The following is a 15889-nucleotide window of genomic DNA, read 5'->3' on the forward strand; positions in this document are numbered from 1 at the left end:
CCGCCCCGGGCCAGCCCCCCGTGTGGGTCAGTTCTCCAGCGAAAAGCGTTCGGCGGCACCCGAGGCCTTGAGCGCGCGCAGGCCGCGGTTGAACTGGGCGAGCCAAGCGGCGCTGTGCGCCGACGACTTCGGGAAGATCACATGCAAGGGGCCGCTGTTGACCGGACGTGGATCGTAGGTGATGCGCTGGCTGACTTCACTCCCCAGGGACTGAAGCAGTCGGGTGCCCACGGCGCGCGACAGCACGACGCCCTGGACGCGGCCGGCCAGCAGCTTGCGCAGGTTCTGTTCATCGGAGCCGGTGCGCTGCACGTCCAGCGCCTTGCTCTCCTCCAGTTCCCTGAATTTCTCGTCGTAGGTGTAGCCCAGGGTGGCACCGATCGACAGGCCGCGCAGGTCGTTCAGACTGGTCCAGCGCAGCGGCTTGTCCTTCAGGAAAAAGAGAACCTGTGACTCCACAAACACCGGTTCGCTGAACAGGAACTCCTGTTCCCGCTCCTCCGTGCGGTACCAGCCGATCGAGGCGTCGACCCCGCCATTGCGCGCCACATGGTAGGCGCGCGCCCAGGGGTAGAACTCGTAGTGCACGGCTACACCTTCGAGCCGGAAGGCCTCGGTCACGATGCGCGAGACGAAACCGAAGTGCGGCAGGGTTTCGCCCATGAACGGCGCCCAATCGCCATTGCTGATGCGGATCGTGCGATCCTGCGCGTGGCTGAGCCCCGGGCCTGTTGCCAGGGCAGTCCACACGAGCAAGCGTCGGCGATTCAGAAGGTTGGACACAGGGTGCTCGTCAGGGTTGTGTTGCCCACAGGGAACAGCACACTTGCCGGGTGTGGGCTTTTGCGGGCAAGTTTACCGGCACGTTCTGCCTGTGCGGCGCTTCAGGCCTGTCTTGGGCTGGCGCTGGCGGTTGCCTTGGCAGGCCACAGCACGCTGGCAATGGCGGCCATCACGAACACCATGGCGAGCCAGTCCTGCCAGTGCGGCACTTCGCCGATGATGAAGGTGGCGCTCAGCGTACCCACCAGGGGAATGGCCATGATGCTCATGGCGCTGGTGGCTGGGGGCAGGTCGCGCGCCATGCCGAACCAGAGCAGTTGCGCCACACCATAGTTGATGAGCACGCCGTAGGCCAGGCTCACCCACATGGGCGTGGAAAAACTGGACATCGGCACGGGTGTCTCGAGTGCGAGGGCTAGCACCCACAGCACCGCTGCCCCCAGCACCAGCATCCACACCGTCACCACCATGGGCGACAAGGTCAGGTGGGCGCGGCGGATCATCACCGTGCCCAGGGCCCAGCAAATGGCGGCACCGAGCATCCACGCGATCCCCGTGGGGCGACCGCTCAGGCGTTCCAGTTCGTGCCACAGCAAGAGGCCGATGGCCGCAGCGGAACACAGCACGGCAAGCCGCACGCGCGGCGTGATGCGTTCACCGAAGAACAGCGCACCGATGAGCACCGTGAAGATGGGCATGGTGAAGCCCAGGATGGCGGCCCGGCCCGAAGCCAGTGCCTGCACACCGAAGATCGACAGCGTGTGCCAACCGAGCACGTTGGGCAGGCCCAGCAGCGCGATCGATGCCCACTCGCTGCCCCGCGGCCACATGCGCTCGCCGCGCCACGCCACATAGGCGAACAGCCAGGCCGCACCGAGCGACATGGTGCTGGCGCGGAAATACAGCGGCGTCATGCCCGAGAGCGACAACTTCATCATGGGCCAGTTCACGCCCCACAGGAGCGTCAGCGCCACCAGCGCCCAGGCTTGCTTCCTGTTGATCATCGGCCGGGTACCCGCGGCGCTTGCGGGGCAGCGGGCAGCATCAAACGGCGACCGGGGCCTTGATGGCCGCGTGGCTTTCGTAGCCCTGCACCTCGAAGTCTTCGTACTGGTAGTCGAAGATGCTGTCGGGGCGGCGCTTGATGTGCAGCGTGGGGTAGGCAAAGGGCGTGCGCGCCAGTTGCGTCTGCACCTGCTCGAAATGGTTGCTGTAGATATGGCAGTCGCCACCGGTCCAGATGAAGTCACCCACATCCAGGTCGCACTGCTGGGCCACCATGTGCGTGAGCAGCGCGTAGGACGCAATGTTGAACGGTACGCCCAGGAAGATGTCGGCACTGCGCTGGTACAGCTGGCAGCTCAGTTTGCCCTTGCCACCCTCGGTTTCCGCGGGGGCCACGTAGAACTGGAAGAAGGCGTGGCAAGGCATGAGTGCCATCTTGTTCAGCTCGGCCACGTTCCACGCGCTCACAATGATGCGGCGGCTGTCGGGGTTGGTCTTCAGGGTCTGGATCACCTCGGCGATCTGGTCAATGTGGCCACCATCGGGTGTGGGCCAGGAGCGCCATTGCACGCCATACACCGGGCCCAGGTCGCCGGTTTCGGGGTCGGCCCACTCGTCCCAGATGGTGACGTTGCGCTCCTTGAGCCAGTTGTTGTTGCTGGACCCGGTCAGGAACCACAGCAGTTCCTGGATGATGGAACGCAAGTGCACCTTCTTGGTGGTGACCAGCGGGAAGCCTTCGTTGAGGTCAAAGCGCATCTGGTAGCCGAACACGCTGCGCGTGCCGGTGCCGGTGCGGTCGCCCTTGGTGACACCCGTGGTGTACACGTGGCGCATGAAGTCTTCGTACTGGGAGCGGATGGGACGGGCAGCGGTCTGGGTCATGGGGCGCATTATCCGAGATAGTCGCTGCCGCCCCGGCGGCATCAGACCAGCGGGGATTCTGTGGCCGCGCTGGGCGCACGCAGCGGCAGGTCCAGCGTGATGCGTGTGCCTTCGCCCAGGGTGCTTTCCACCACGATGCTGCCGCCCAGCACCTCGTGCACGATGTTGTAGACGATGTTCATGCCCAGGCCGGAGCCACCCTGGCCGAGCTTGGTGGTGAAGAAGGGGTCGAACACGCGCTTGCGGGTGTTCTCGGACATGCCGATGCCGTTGTCGCTGTAGACGATGCGCACGTGCCCGGCATCGGTCAGCGTAGCCTGCAGCCGCATGGCCCCCGCGCTGCGGCCCTCGAAGGCATGCTGCAGCGAGTTGCTGACGAAATTGGTCACGCACTGGCCCAGTGCGCCCGGGAAACTGTCCATCTCGATGCCGGCGGGCACCTCCACGACCAGGTCGTGCTGCGCCTTGCGGTACATCGGTGCCAATGTGGTGCACACCTCTTCCATCACGGTAGCCAGGTCAAAGTTGCGCCGCAGGTCGCTGGACTGGTCCACCGCCACACGCTTGAAGCTGCCGATCAGGTGGTCGGCCCGCTGCAGCGAACGCATCAGGATGTCGGTACCGTTGCTGGCCGCCTCGACGAAGCTTTGCAGGCTGGATCGGCGCATGGTGTTGCTTCGCATCTCCTGCGCCAGGACCTCGACCTGGTGCTGCAGGGTGCTGGCCACGGTGACACTGTTGCCGATGGGGGTATTGAGTTCATGCGCTACCCCCGCTACCAGGGACCCCAGCGCGGCCATCTTCTCCGACCGCACCAGTTCGGCCTGCATGGCCTTGACCGATACCAGGGCCTGCGCAAGCTCAGCGTTGGCCTGTTCCAGCACCTTGGTGCGGTTTTCCACGCGCGCCTCAAGTTCGAGGTTCATGCGCTGGATCTCGTCCTGGGCATTGCGCAACTCCGTGATGTCGATGAACGTCAGCAGCAGGATGCGTTCCGCTCCTACCATGACGAAGCGGGTGGACGTCAGGCCACGCACCGTGCGGCCGTCGCGGGTGCGGAAATCGAGCGGGTAGTTGTCCAGCGCTTCGCCCTCGGTCATGCGCCCAAAGAAGGCGCGCCGTTGTGCGGGTTCGGCCCACAGCCCCATCTGCGTGCCGGTGTGTCCCTGCAACTCCTGCAGGCTGTATCCGAATTTCTCGATCCAGGCGTCGTTGGCGTCGAGGAAGGTGCCATCGGAAGGGCGCCCCAGGATGGCGCTGACGGGTGACTGCCGGAACAGGATGATGAAGCGCTGCTCACTCTGGCGCAGCGAGTCCTGCGATGCCTGCAACCGGTCCATGAAGTTCAGCAGCACGCGCCCCAGCAGCACCGCCAGGGCGGCGATGGCAAAGGCCAGTGCCAGGCGCCCGCGGGTGCGCTCGCGCCAGGCGACCGTGACCTGCTCCAGTGGGCGCGCATAGACGGCCGTGATGGCGAAGTCGTGGTTGTGGCGGTAGGTGTAGAGGTTGGTTCCGGGGTCATCGTCCAGAAAGAGCGCCGCCTCAAAGGAGCCCTCACGCTCATGCTGCTGCAGATGCGCAAACTGCGGGTCCTCGTTGAGGTTGCGGTTCATGAAGCGCGCCTCGAAGGGGGAGCGCAGGATCACGTGGCCGTCGTCGGCCACCAGCGAGACGGCAGCCTGGTTTTCCGCCGCGACACGCGCATAGAGCTGGCTGAAGTAGGACAGCCGAACGTCCACGGCAATGACGCCAATGACGCGGTCGTTGTGGTCCACCAGCGTGCGGCTGATCGGCAGCACCCATTGGCTGTCGTAGTTGCTGGCGTAGGGGCGACCGACCACTGCTTCGCGGTAGGAGGGGTGGCTGAGCAGGTAGAACACGTCGTTGCGGTAGGCCACCGACAGGGCGTGGGTGGGGTAGTCCGGCGAGCTGATCCAACTCTGCCCTTCGGGCGTGACGTACTGCAGGGCCTTGAGGTGGCGGCTGTACGACAGGTCGTACTCGGCCACCAGCTTGCGGATCTGTTCGGCAGACAAGGCACGCTCGCGGTTGAGCTGCTGTACCTTGTGCACCACCTGGTCCAAGGTGTGCACGGCATCCTTGAGGGTCTGGTGGGCGTTTTCGTCGAGCAGCCGCACCGCAATGAGTCCGTTGGTGGTTTCGGCCGCCATGGTCTGGCGGTAGTCCTGGTCCACGGCCCACCAGGTCTGGACCAGGATCGCCACCAGCACCATGGCCACGGCCAGCACGACCAGATGGCGGCTCGCCAGCCCGTGGTGTGCTGGGGTGATCATTGCACGCGCCCTTCCTTCCAGGCCTGCAGCAGGCGCTCGTAGGGAATGGTCTCGCCGTGCGGGGTTTCCCACTCCAGCTTCTTCCAGGGGGCGCCACGGTCGCTGAGTCGGTCCTGTGGCGGCAACGATGCGTTCAGGCGTGGTGTGCAGCGCTGCATGCCGCTGCGCTGCAGGCTGGCCAGCACCTCATCCATCTCGCGGGCCAGGGTGTCCATGGCCTGCTGCGGTGTCTTCTCGCCCGACAGGGCCGTGGCCACGTTGCGCCACCACAGCGGCGCCATGCGCGGGTAGTCGGGCACGTTGGTGCCCGTGGGGGTCCAGGCCACCCGGGCCGGGCTGCGGTAGAACTCGATCAGGCCGCCATAGCGGGATGCGTTCTTGGTGAAGTACGGGTGCTTGATGTCGGACTCGCGGATGAAGGTCAGGCCCACGATGGACTTGCGCAGCGACACCGTCTTGGATGTCACGAATTGGGCGTAGAGCCAGGCCGCGGCCGTCTGGTCCGGGGGCGTGGAGCGCAGGAAGGTCCAGGAGCCCACGTCCTGGTAGCCGTTCTGCATGCCGGTCTTCCAGTAGGGGCCGTGGGGCGAGGGCGCCATGCGCCACTTGGGGCTACCGTCCTTGTTCACGGCGGCAATGCCGGGCTGGGTCAGGGGAGCGGTAAAGGCGGTGTACCAGAAGATCTGCTGCGCGATCTGCCCCTGGCCCGGCACGGGGCCTGCGTCCGAGAACGTCATGCCCATGGCCTGCGGCGGGGCATAGGCCTTGAGCCAGTCCACGAACTTGGTCAGGGCGAAAACAGCCGCGGGCGAGTTCGTGGCACCGCCGCGCGCCACCGAGGCCCCGACAGGGGTGCATTGGTCCGGAGCCACGCGAATGCCCCATTCATCCACCGGCAAGCCGTTGGGTATCCCCTTGTCGGCCGCGCCTGCCATGGACAGCCAGGCGTCGGTGAAGCGCCAGCCCAGCGAGGGGTCGCGCTTGCCGTAGTCCATGTGACCGTACACGCGCACGCCGTCGATCTCCTTCACGTGGTTGGTGAAGAAGTCGGCGATGTCTTCGTAGGCGGTCCAGTTCAGCGGTACGCCCAATGGGTACTTGTAGCGCGCCAAGAACTGCTCCTGCAGGTCCTTGCGGGCAAACCAGTCGGCACGGAACCAGTACAGGTTGGCAAACTGCTGGTCGGGCAGCTGGTAGAGCTTGCCGTCGGGCGCGGTGGTGAACTGCAACCCGATGAAGTCCTTCAGGTCCAGGTTCGGGTTGGTGTACTCGCGCCCGGCACCATTCATGTAGTCGGTGAGCGGCACCACGGCGCCATAGCGGTAGTGGGTGCCGATCAGGTCCGAGTCCGAAATCCAGCCATCGAAGCTGTGGGCGCCGGTCTTCATGGCGGTGTAGAGACGGTCCACCAGATCGCCTTCGGTCGTGATGGTGTGCTCCACCGCAATGCCGGTGATGTCCTCGAAGGCACGCGCCAGTACCTTGGACTCGTATTCGTGGGTGTCGATGCGTTCCGACACGACCCGGATCCTGGTGACACCGCGCTGCCGCAGCGTTTCGGCGGTGCGCTCAAACCAGCGCATTTCCTCCAGCTGCTGTGCGCGGTTGAGGCTGGAGAGCTTGAATTCCGTGTCGAGCCAGCGCTGTATCGCTGCGCTGTCGGCGAAAGCGGACCCGAGGGCAGTGGCAAGCACTGCGCACAGCGCGCTTTGAACCAACAGTCTTATCTTGGGCTTCATGTCTACGGTGGCGGTGCCCCGGTTTTTTTCGGAACCACTATACGACAGATGCACCAGTTTGGGCACTGGGCAGCCCGGGTTTTCAGCGGCGCGGGCTCCCGATCAGGCCCGACGACAGCGCCGTACCCAGCACGATGACGGCGGCGCAGCCCAGCATCCACAGCGTGACCGTCTCGCCCAGCAACACCACGCCGTAGGCCACCGCAAACACCGGAATGGCGAAGGTCACCGACAAGGCCCGCGCCGGGCCCGCGCGCTCGATGAGGCGGAAATACAGCACGTAGGCCAGGCCCGTGCACAGCAGGCCCAGTGCAGCAATGGCGGCCCAGGCCTGCAGACCGGGCGTGGTGGTTGGCCAGTACCAGACCAGCAGCGGGGCCAGCGCCAGCGTGGCCCCCAGTTGGCTGCCGGCCGAGGACACCAGCGAGGGCACGCCGCCCAGATTTTTCTTGGCCAGGCTACCCGAGATGCCGTAGCACAGCGTGGCCGTCAGGCAGGCCAGCACGGCCCAGCCGCTGGACAGGCCCGAGGCGTCCGGCGTGAAGCTGGCCTTCTTCCAGGCCAGGGCGCACACCCCGGCAAAGCCAATAGCCAGACCCGCCAGACGCGTGCGCGAAGGCTTGTCGCCCAACCAGGCCCAGGCCACCAGGGCGCCAAAGAGCGGTACCGTGGCATTGAGAATGGCTGACAGCCCGGTGCTGATGGACAGCAGCGCAAAGCTGAAGCAGGCAAATGGAATGGCCGAGTTCATGACCCCGATGGCCATGGTGCGCACGCCGAACTGGCGCATGGCCGCGACTTGGCCGCGCAGCGCCACCAGCGGCAGCAGGAAGGCCGCGGCAATGAGTGTGCGCAGGCCTGCGGTAGCGAATACCCCGAACTCGCGCGTGGCCGTGCGCATGAACAGGAAGGACGCGCCCCAGATGGCAGCCAGCAGCACAAAGTCCACCGCCCAGGTGCGGGGCGAGGACGCTTTCGAGTCAGTCATGGTGTTGTTCCAGTTGCAGCAGCGCGCGCTTGCGCTCCAGGCCGCCAGCGTAACCGGTCAGGCTGCCGTCGACGCCGAGCACCCGGTGGCAGGGCACCACCAGGCTCAGGGGGTTGCGGCCTACGGCGGCGGCTACGGCACGCACGGCTTGGGGCTGGCCCAGCTGTACCGCCAGCGCGCCATAGCTCAGGGTCTGGCCGCAGGCGATGGACTGCAGCGCCTGCCACACCGCTCGCTGAAACGCCGTGCCGCGGGTCAGGTCCAGCGGCAGGTCGAAGGCACGGCGTGTGCCTGCCAGGTAGGTGTCGATTTGCGCCGCGGCCTCACACAGCAGCGCATCGTTCGGCGCTTCGGTGCCGCCCAGTGCAGTGGGGAAATGCTTCTGGCCCACAAACCAGACGCCGTACAGGCCCTGGGGCGTGCGCGCCAGCACCATGGCGCCCATGCGGGTGGGGTGCTGCTTCAGGAGGAGGTGTTCGAAGGTTTTTCTGGTCATTTTGGCCTCTAGCCCCGGTAGATATTGCGTAGGTAGCTATTGTTTTGCTAGCGACTGCCAGGCGCGCACGACGCCGTAGCTGCGCCAGGGGCGCCACTGCTCGGCCACTGCTTCAGCGGCTTGGGCGGGGTGGGTGTGCTGGCGCAGGCCCAGCGCGTTGTGCAGCGCCACGTCACCGGCCACGAAGGCATCGGGCCAGCGCAATGCACGCATGGCGATGTAGTTCGCGGTCCAGGGCCCGATGCCGGGCAGCGCCTGCAGTGCCGCCATGGTGGACGCCACCGGTGCGCCCGGGTGCAGCGGCAGGCTCCCGTCGGCGCAGGCCTGGGCCAGTGCACGCAGGGCCTTCTGTCGCTGGCGCACGATGCCCAGCGCGCCGAGCGCGTCGTCGCTCAGGGCCAGTAGTTCGGTCGGTGTGGGAAAGCGGTGCGTGAGCGCCGCATGGGGCGTGTCCACGGGCCCGCCGCAGGCCAGCACCAGGCGCTTGGCCAAGGTGTGCGCTGCGGCCACGGTGATCTGCTGGCCCAGCACGGCGCGCACGGCCAGCTCGAAGCCGTCCATCGCGCCGGGTATGCGCACCCCGGCGGCATCGGGCCAGGTGGCGGCCAGCGCGGTACCAATGGCCTGCGGGTCGGCGTCCAGGTCGAGCCAGGCGCGCACCAGGGCCAGCACCTGGGGCAGGGCAGCCACCAGGGCGGGCGCGACCTGCAGCTGCACGCAGGGCTCGGTGGTATCGAAACGGCAGGCGATCCAGCCCGAAAGCCCCGTGGTCCCGTGGACCAGCCGCAGCGTGCGGGTCACCGTGCGCGCCGTGGTGTCCACCACCTCCACCCCGGGAATGGCGCGCTGGGCCAGGAAGGCCAGTACGCGCTCCACGTCGTAGGGCGGGCGGTAGTACAGGCGCAGCGACAGTGTGGCCTGCGCTGCGTTGCCCGTGGCGCGCACCTGGCTGGGCGTCAGGCGGTAGTGGGCCTGCAGCGCCGCGTTGAAGGTGCGCAGGCTGGCAAAGCCACTCAGGGCGGCTACGTCGGCCATGGGCAGCGTGGTGTCGGTAAGCAGCTGCTTGGCGCACAGCAGCTGGTGCGTGCGCTGGAAATTTTGGGGCGACACGCCAAAAGCGGCCTGGAAGATGCGCCGCAGGTGGCGCTCGCTCACCCCCAGGCGCGCGGCCACCGTGGCCATGGACGGTGCGTCGCCCTCGACCACCGGGCGCGACAGCCAGCGCGCCGCTTCCTGGGCCAGGATGTGGGAGGCGTCCTGGGTAGACCAGACCGGCTCGCTGCGCGAAGCGGGGGCCAGCTCGGGGCGGCAGCGCAGGCAGGGGCGAAATCCCGCCGCCTCGGCCTGCGCGGCCAGGGCAAAGAAGCGGCAGTTGTCCCGTTTGGGCGTACGCACCTTGCACACCGGGCGGCAGTACACACCGGTGCTGGTGACGGCCGTGAAGAAGCGGCCGTCGAAACGCGCATCGCGGGCCTGCAGCGCGCGGTAGCAGCCTTCGTCTTCCAGCACGGAAGCGGAGGGTGTCAGCGGGGCGGCGGCGGTCTGGGGCATGGGCCAATGATAGGCCGCTGCCGTGTCGGGCACTGGCAGTTTTCGGACATGTTCCTGTGGCGCTTTCGACCAAGTCCAGCACCTACAATGCCCGCTCTTGCTACCCGTGCGGTTACGCCGCGATGACGAATAAGCCAATGCAACTTTCCGCCAGCATTTTCAAAGCCTACGACATCCGGGGCGTCGTGCCCAGTACCCTGAACGAAGAAGTGGCCCTGCGGCTGGGTCGCGCCTTCGGCACCGTGGCCGTGGCTGAGGGCGAAACCACCGTGGCCGTGGGCCGCGATGGCCGCCTGAGCGGCCCCGCCATGAGCGCCGCACTGATCCGCGGCTTGCAGGAGGCGGGTGTGCGGGTCATCGACGTCGGCATGGTGACCACGCCGATGCTGTATTTCGCCGCCAATACCCTGTGCCGCAGCGGCATCCAGGTCACGGGCAGCCACAACCCCAAGGACTACAACGGCTTCAAGATGGTGATGGGCGGCCGCGCCATCTACGGCGACGAGATCCAGGCCCTGCGCCGCATCATGACGGACGGCAGCTGGACCCTGCGCGAAGGCGGCAGCGTGGAGCAGACCGACGTGCAGGCCGCCTACACGGCGCGCATCGCGGGTGACATAAAGCTGGCGCGCCCGATCAAGGTGGTGGTGGACTCGGGCAACGGCATTGCCGGTGCCTCGGCCCCGGCCATCCTGCGCGCCGTTGGCTGCGAGGTGATCGAGCTCTACAGCGAGGTCGACGGCAACTTCCCCAACCACCACCCGGACCCGAGCAAGCCCGAGAACCTGCGCGACCTGATCGAAGCGCTGCGCATGAGCGACGCCGAGCTGGGCCTGGCCTTTGACGGTGACGGCGACCGCCTCGGCATCGTCACCAAGGACGGCACCAACATCTACCCCGACCGCCAGATGATGCTGTTTGCGCAGGATGTTCTCTCACGCGTGCCCGGCGGCACCATCCTGTTCGACGTGAAGTGCTCGCAGCGCCTGGCCCCGGCCATCGAGGCCGCCGGTGGTGTGGCGCTGATGTACAAGACCGGGCACTCGCTCATCAAGGCCAAGATGAAGGAGATCGACTCGCCGCTGGGTGGCGAGATGAGCGGCCACATCTTCTTCAAGGAGCGCTGGTACGGGTTTGATGACGGCACCTACGCCGGGGCAAGGTTGCTGGAGATTGTGAGCAAGTCGCCGGATGCCAATGCCGTGCTCAACGCCCTGCCCACGAGCTTTTCCACCCCCGAACTCAACGTGCCCTGCGCCGAGGGCGAGCCGCACCGCGTGGTGCAGGCGCTGGTGGAGGCGGCCACCTTTGAAAGTCCAGCCGTAGTGAACACGATTGACGGCTTGCGCGTGGACTGGCCGGATGGCTTTGGCCTGGTGCGCGCCTCAAACACCACGCCGGTTCTGGTGCTGCGCTTCGAAGGCCACACCCAGGCCGCGCTGGAGCGCATCGAGCACGCCATGGTGGCCCTGCTGCACAGCGTCAAGCCCGACGCGCGTTTTGAAGCGGCGGCGCATTGAAGATGAGTGCCGCCGGGCCGTCCCAAGGCGCGAAGGCCCCCGCGGGGGGCAGCGACCCACACGCAGTGGGGGAGCGTGGGGGCTCTATTCGCATCCTCATCGTCAAACTGTCTTCGCTGGGCGATGTGGTGCACGCCATGCCCGTCGTGCAGGACATCCGCCGCGCATTTCCTGACGCCCGTATCGACTGGGTGGTGGAGCGCGGCTTTGCGCCGCTGGTGCAGCGCTGCGAGGGCGTGGAGCGGGTCATCCCCTGCGACCTGCGGCGCTGGCGCAAGAGTCCATTCGCGGCGCAGACACGCGCCGAATGGGCCACGTTCAAGCAGGAGCTGCAAGCGCTGGCCTACGACTGGGTGCTGGACCTGCAAGGCCTGACCAAATCCGCCCTGGTGGCGTGGCTGGCGCGCACCGTACCCGGCGGCAAGAAAGTCGCCCTGGCCCACCGCACCGACGGTTCGGGTTTTGAGGCGCCCACGCGTTGGGTCGCCGATGTGGCCGTCAGCATGGAGCCCCATGTGCACGCCGTGCAGCGCTCGCGCATCCTCAGCGCGCAAGCGCTGGGCTACACCGTGCCGGACGCAGAGCATTTTGGGCTGCTAGCCCGCGTGGAAATTGCGCAAGAAGCTACGAAAAACATAGCGAATGACTCGCCCCCAGTCGCCCTGGTGCACGGCACTTCGCGCGCCGACAAGGAATGGCCACTGGGCCATTGGGTGGCCTTGGGCCAGCGGCTGCTCGCACAGGGTCACGCTGTGGTGCTGGCCCATGGCAGCGCCAAGGAGCGCGCCACCAGTGAGGCCATTGCGGCGCAGCTGGGCGCCGGTGCCGCCGTCTGGCCCACCATGGACCTGGCCCAGGTGACCGACGCGCTGGGGCGCTGCGTGGGCTGCATCGGCGTGGACAGTGGCCTGAGCCACATTGCCACGGCGCTGGACCTGCCCCATGTGCAGATCTACAACTTCGACACCGCCTGGCGCACCGGCCCGGCCGTGCACCCGGGTGCGCGACAGGTGGCGGTGTATGCCCAGCCGCAGCCCAGCGTCGATGCGGTGTGGAACGCCTGGCTGGGCGTGAACGGAGGCTCACACTGATGCTGCTGCGCATTTACGGCTGGGTCATGACCCTCCTGATTCCCTTGCTGCGGCGCAAGCTGGCGCGCCGCGCCCTGGCCGAGCCCGGCTATGGCGAAGCGGTGGAAGAGCGTTTTGGCGGCTACACCATGGCGCCGCTGGTGGGTGGCAAGGTGGTGTGGGTGCATGCGGTGAGCCTGGGCGAAACCCGCGCCGTCGCCGCCCTGGTGCAGGCCCTGCGCCGCGAGATTCCTGCCATGCGCCTGCTGCTGACCCACGGCACGGCCACCGGACGCGAAGCCGGCAAGGCCTTGCTGCAGACCGGTGACGTGCAGGTGTGGCAGCCCTGGGACTGCCCGCTGGCCGTGCATCGCTTCGTGGAGCAGTTCCGCCCACGCATCGGATTGCTGGTGGAAACCGAGGTCTGGCCGCTGCTCACGGCCGAGTGCAAAAAGCAGGGCGTGCCGCTGTGCCTGGTCAATGCGCGCTTGAGCGACAAGTCGCTGCGCCAGGCCAAGCGTCTGGGGCCGCTGGCGCGCCAGGCCTACAGCAGCCTGGCGGCCGTGTGGGCGCAAAGCGAGGCGGACGCCCAGCGCCTGCGCCAGCTCGGTGCCCCGGTGGCTGGGGTGATGGGCAACTTCAAGTTCGACCTGCAGCCCTCCGCGATCCAGCTCGGCCAGGGACGCGCCTGGCGCCACGTGCTGGGCAAGCCGGTCGTCATGCTGGCCAGTGCACGCGAAGGTGAAGAGGCCATGCTGGCTGACCTATTGACGCGAAAAGAGGCCCAAGCCCTCGTACTCACTGCGCAACCAGCTAGCAAAACCATAGCACCTGCAGTGCAGTGGCTGATCGTGCCGCGCCACCCCCAGCGCTTTGACGAGGTAGAAGCGCTGCTGCGCAAGGCCGGCTTGAGCGTGGCCCGGCGCAGCCAGTGGCCCACAGTACCCGGCGCGCCGCTGCCGCAGGCCGATGTGTGGCTGGGCGACTCGCTGGGCGAAATGGCGCTGTACTACGGCCTCTCGGACGTGGTGCTGCTGGGGGGCAGCTTCGCCCCGCTGGGCGGCCAGAACCTCATCGAAGCCGCCGCCTGCGAATGCCCCGTGGTCATGGGCCCGCACGTCTTCAACTTCGCCCAGGCGTCCGAACTGGCGCTGGAGGCGGGGGCAGCCTTCACCGTCGCCGACATGGCTGCGGGTGTGCAGCGCGCCCTGACCCTGGTGGACGATGCCACCGCATTGGCAACGGCCCGCCAAGCCGCCCTAGGGCTCGCCATGGCGCATCGTGGGGCGGCTGATCGGACGGCGGTAGCGGTGGCGAAGGTGTTAACCACAGGTGGTGTGGTGCACTAACCTAACTCCTCCGCAGCCGTTATCTCTAAAAACTCGATCTGAGGGGGAAACGTGGATCGAACCAAGCTTTATGACTTTGCAGATGACTTCTTCACTCTTGATGGAAGTTCAATCATGAAGCTGACGCCGGATGCGGCAGTAGAAGTGTGTAGGCGTGCGGCAGATCGCGGACTAGTAATTACGCGTGTCGAAGGCGGTATCAACACGGCCGACAGATTTGAGGCTCGATTGGATTGCATCTGGGACGCCGGGTACCCTCCGAATCCCGATGAAGGCGCGCATCCAATAAATCGTAAAGCGATGGACTTTATTCGGGCTGAGATGGGTTTTCACAACGCCTTTATCCTCGGAGCGGTTTCTGTCTCGGAGTGGAAGTGACTTGCCATTCTTTCCCATACCGTTTCAGTAAGTGGTTATTTGTGGAGTGATGAAATGAAAGGGATTTCCTAAGGCATCTATGTGGTCAGCATCCTTGTCTGGCTTGTTGGCGGGCTGAAGGTCAAGGCTCGGTATCACCGTCGCTTGGGCGAGGACGAATCGTTTCCCTTCAGGGGATCCGTGTTTCGCTGGGGTAGGTTAACCACTGGTGAAAAGCGCGAGCTGATCTACGTCTTCGTAGTGGCCACGTTACTTGGCTTTGTAGGCTCCATGCTGGAAACTGCTGGAACGAGCCTCTGACTTCCAGTTGGTTTGCTCAGCTCACCATCCTCGTCAATACGTCAACAGCCTTCCCTTGTACCCCGCATGGGCGGCGCCCTCCACCCGGTCCAGCCGCGCCTCGCGTCGGTGATACCCCGCAGCGTCCAAGCTGCGGTGGAAGGCATTCCCATCTGCCCGCCATGACGCAGGAACCAGCCAACGCAAATCCAGGTTGGAAATCGGAAGCGTAGGTCGAGGTCGCGCGCCGCGGCTGGTATGGCGGCTCAGCCCTGCAGCGCCAGCGTGACCGCAGGCACCCGCTGTGCAAAGTGCTGCTGCACCTGGCCTGCAATCTGGTGCGCCGTGACGGCCGACAGCGTCCAGCCCAGGTGGCCGTGGCCAGTGTTGTAGAACACGTTGGCACAGCGGCCCTGGCCCACGCGCGGCATCATGGTCGGCAGCATGGGGCGCAGGCCGGCCCAAGGTTCCACGCGGCGGGTGGATACGCCGGGGAAGCACTGGTTCACCCAATCCACCAAAGGCCGGATGCGGTCGGCGCGGATGTTCTGGTTCATGCCATTGAACTCGGCGGTGCCGGCCACGCGGAAACGGTCGGCCCCCAGGCGGCTCGTCACCAGCTTGGTCTCGTCATCGAGCAGGCTGACCCAGGGTGCCGCGCGCTGGCTTTCCTCGTCCTGCAGGTGCACGGTGATGGAATAGCCCTTGACCGGGTAGATGTTGAGCCGGTCGCCCAATTGCGCGGCCAGGTCGCGGCCCCAGACGCCGGCACACACCACCACGCCGTCAAACTGTGCGGGTAGCGGCGCGCCTTTCTCGCCTTGCAGCAGCAGCGTGCTGGTGTGGCCATCGGCCTTGGCCTGCACTACCCGGGTGCCGCGCAGGAAGTGCACGCCCAGGCGCTCGCAGGCTTGCGACAGGCCATGGGTAAACAGGTGGATGTCGCCAGTGGAGTCGCTCTCGGTATAGAAGCCGCCGTAGTACTGCCCGGCCAGCGTGGGCTCGATGGAGCGCATCTCGTCAGGCGTGACGGCGCGACGCTCCAGCCCGCCCTGGGCCAGCAGCTTCGTTACGTTGGCCGCGTGGTCGAAGCCCTTCTGATCGCGGTAGATGTGCAGGATGCCGCGCTTCTCGTGCTTGAAATCGATGCCTTCAGCCTGCGCCCAGGCGAACAGGTGCTTGCGCGCTTCAATGGCCAACTTCGTGGTGGCGATGGTGTTGTCGCGGTAGCGGGGCAAAGCGGCTACGAACTCGGTCATCCAGCTCAGCTTGTGCCAGGTGGGAAGCGGGTTCATCAAGAGCGGGGCGTCGGGTGTGAACATCCATTTGAGGCCCTTGATGAGCGTGCTGGGGTGGTTCCACACTTCGGCGTTCGAGGCCGAGAGCTGCCCGCCATTGGCGTAGGACGTTTCCATCCCGGCATAGCGGTTCTTCTCGATCAGGGTGACCTGGAAACCCTGCTGGGCCAGGGCGTAGGCGGTGGTGACGCCGGTGATGCCGGCGCCGATGACGGCGATGTGTTGCATGGTGCACTCTCGTAACGATCTGTCAA

13 protein-coding genes are annotated in these 15889 nt (G+C 66.3%); 4 read left to right on the plus strand and 9 right to left on the minus strand.

Translation table 11 applies throughout. The annotated features are described in order from the left end of the window. Nucleotides 1–27: 27 nt before the first annotated feature. From RQP54_RS08775 to RQP54_RS08810, 8 genes are all read right to left on the minus strand, one after another. Nucleotides 28–783, minus strand: coding sequence for a substrate-binding periplasmic protein (locus tag RQP54_RS08775; protein ID WP_315677868.1), 756 nt, complete (start codon nucleotides 781–783; stop codon nucleotides 28–30). A gap of 101 nt (nucleotides 784–884) precedes the next feature. Further along, entirely contained in the window at nucleotides 885–1787 is a 903-nt protein-coding gene (locus tag RQP54_RS08780) for a DMT family transporter (protein WP_315677869.1), read from the minus strand. A 40-nt stretch (nucleotides 1788–1827) separates the two neighbouring features. Continuing rightward, the gene (locus RQP54_RS08785) at nucleotides 1828–2673 is read right to left on the minus strand and encodes a thymidylate synthase (protein WP_315677870.1); all 846 of its coding nucleotides are present in this window, start codon (nucleotides 2671–2673) and stop codon (nucleotides 1828–1830) included. A 41-nt stretch (nucleotides 2674–2714) separates the two neighbouring features. After that, complete coding sequence (locus RQP54_RS08790) at nucleotides 2715–4967, minus strand: ATP-binding protein (RefSeq protein ID WP_315677871.1); 2253 nt, start codon at nucleotides 4965–4967, stop codon at nucleotides 2715–2717. After that, nucleotides 4964–6706 carry an ABC transporter substrate-binding protein gene (locus RQP54_RS08795; protein WP_315677872.1) on the minus strand — a complete coding sequence of 581 codons (1743 nt, stop codon included), beginning with the start codon at nucleotides 6704–6706 and terminating at the stop codon, nucleotides 4964–4966. The genes RQP54_RS08790 and RQP54_RS08795 overlap by 4 nt, the downstream gene beginning before the upstream one ends. 82 nt (nucleotides 6707–6788) lie before the next feature. Then, complete coding sequence (locus RQP54_RS08800; RefSeq protein WP_315677873.1) at nucleotides 6789–7694, minus strand: DMT family transporter; 906 nt, start codon at nucleotides 7692–7694, stop codon at nucleotides 6789–6791. Next, nucleotides 7687–8190 (minus strand): methylated-DNA--[protein]-cysteine S-methyltransferase, encoded by a 504-nt coding sequence (locus RQP54_RS08805; RefSeq protein WP_315677874.1) that lies wholly within the window; start codon nucleotides 8188–8190, stop codon nucleotides 7687–7689. Before RQP54_RS08805 ends, RQP54_RS08800 begins: the two co-directional genes overlap by 8 nt. A 36-nt stretch (nucleotides 8191–8226) precedes the next feature. Further along, nucleotides 8227–9741, minus strand: a complete 1515-nt coding sequence (locus tag RQP54_RS08810; protein WP_315677875.1) for a DNA-3-methyladenine glycosylase 2 family protein — start codon at nucleotides 9739–9741, stop codon at nucleotides 8227–8229. 137 nt (nucleotides 9742–9878) lie between these two features. On the opposite strand from RQP54_RS08810, the gene RQP54_RS08815 reads away from it, so the two are divergent. Genes RQP54_RS08815 through RQP54_RS08830 form a run of 4 tightly spaced genes read left to right on the plus strand, consistent with a single transcriptional unit; the run spans nucleotide 9879 to nucleotide 14058 of the window. Beyond that, entirely contained in the window at nucleotides 9879–11261 is a 1383-nt protein-coding gene (locus RQP54_RS08815; protein ID WP_315677876.1) for a phosphomannomutase/phosphoglucomutase, read from the plus strand. 2 nt (nucleotides 11262–11263) lie between these two features. Beyond that, nucleotides 11264–12352, plus strand: coding sequence for a lipopolysaccharide heptosyltransferase I (waaC, locus tag RQP54_RS08820; protein ID WP_315677877.1), 1089 nt, complete (start codon nucleotides 11264–11266; stop codon nucleotides 12350–12352). Beyond that, a complete protein-coding gene (locus RQP54_RS08825) occupies nucleotides 12352–13680 on the plus strand; it encodes a 3-deoxy-D-manno-octulosonic acid transferase (protein WP_315677878.1) in 1329 nt (442 codons plus the stop codon). The genes waaC and RQP54_RS08825 overlap by 1 nt, the downstream gene beginning before the upstream one ends. A gap of 51 nt (nucleotides 13681–13731) precedes the next feature. Next, nucleotides 13732–14058 (plus strand): colicin immunity protein, encoded by a 327-nt coding sequence (locus RQP54_RS08830; RefSeq protein WP_315677879.1) that lies wholly within the window; start codon nucleotides 13732–13734, stop codon nucleotides 14056–14058. Between the two features lie 545 nt (nucleotides 14059–14603). Here the strand turns inward: RQP54_RS08830 and RQP54_RS08835 are convergent. Next, nucleotides 14604–15863: a D-amino acid dehydrogenase gene (locus tag RQP54_RS08835; RefSeq protein WP_315677880.1), complete on the minus strand. Its 1260-nt coding sequence runs from the start codon at nucleotides 15861–15863 to the stop codon at nucleotides 14604–14606. Between the last annotated feature and the right edge of the window lie 26 nt (nucleotides 15864–15889).

Origin of the sequence: Curvibacter sp. APW13, assembly GCF_032337135.1 — a bacterium.
Classification (GTDB): domain Bacteria; phylum Pseudomonadota; class Gammaproteobacteria; order Burkholderiales; family Burkholderiaceae_C; genus Allorhodoferax.

Bases quoted from the DNA above. Each gene is read 5' to 3' on its own strand.
- RQP54_RS08780 (WP_315677869.1), bottom strand. From the start codon at position 1,787: ATGATCAACAGGAAGCAAGCCTGGGCGCTGGTGGCGCTGACGCTCCTG.
- RQP54_RS08785 (WP_315677870.1), bottom strand. From the start codon at position 2,673: ATGACCCAGACCGCTGCCCGTCCCATCCGCTCCCAGTACGAAGACTTC.
- RQP54_RS08790 (WP_315677871.1), bottom strand. From the start codon at position 4,967: ATGATCACCCCAGCACACCACGGGCTGGCGAGCCGCCATCTGGTCGTG.
- RQP54_RS08795 (WP_315677872.1), bottom strand. From the start codon at position 6,706: ATGAAGCCCAAGATAAGACTGTTGGTTCAAAGCGCGCTGTGCGCAGTG.
- RQP54_RS08800 (WP_315677873.1), bottom strand. From the start codon at position 7,694: ATGACTGACTCGAAAGCGTCCTCGCCCCGCACCTGGGCGGTGGACTTT.
- RQP54_RS08805 (WP_315677874.1), bottom strand. From the start codon at position 8,190: ATGACCAGAAAAACCTTCGAACACCTCCTCCTGAAGCAGCACCCCACC.
- RQP54_RS08810 (WP_315677875.1), bottom strand. From the start codon at position 9,741: ATGCCCCAGACCGCCGCCGCCCCGCTGACACCCTCCGCTTCCGTGCTG.
- RQP54_RS08815 (WP_315677876.1), top strand. From the start codon at position 9,879: ATGCAACTTTCCGCCAGCATTTTCAAAGCCTACGACATCCGGGGCGTC.
- waaC (WP_315677877.1), top strand. From the start codon at position 11,264: ATGAGTGCCGCCGGGCCGTCCCAAGGCGCGAAGGCCCCCGCGGGGGGC.
- RQP54_RS08825 (WP_315677878.1), top strand. From the start codon at position 12,352: ATGCTGCTGCGCATTTACGGCTGGGTCATGACCCTCCTGATTCCCTTG.
- RQP54_RS08835 (WP_315677880.1), bottom strand. From the start codon at position 15,863: ATGCAACACATCGCCGTCATCGGCGCCGGCATCACCGGCGTCACCACC.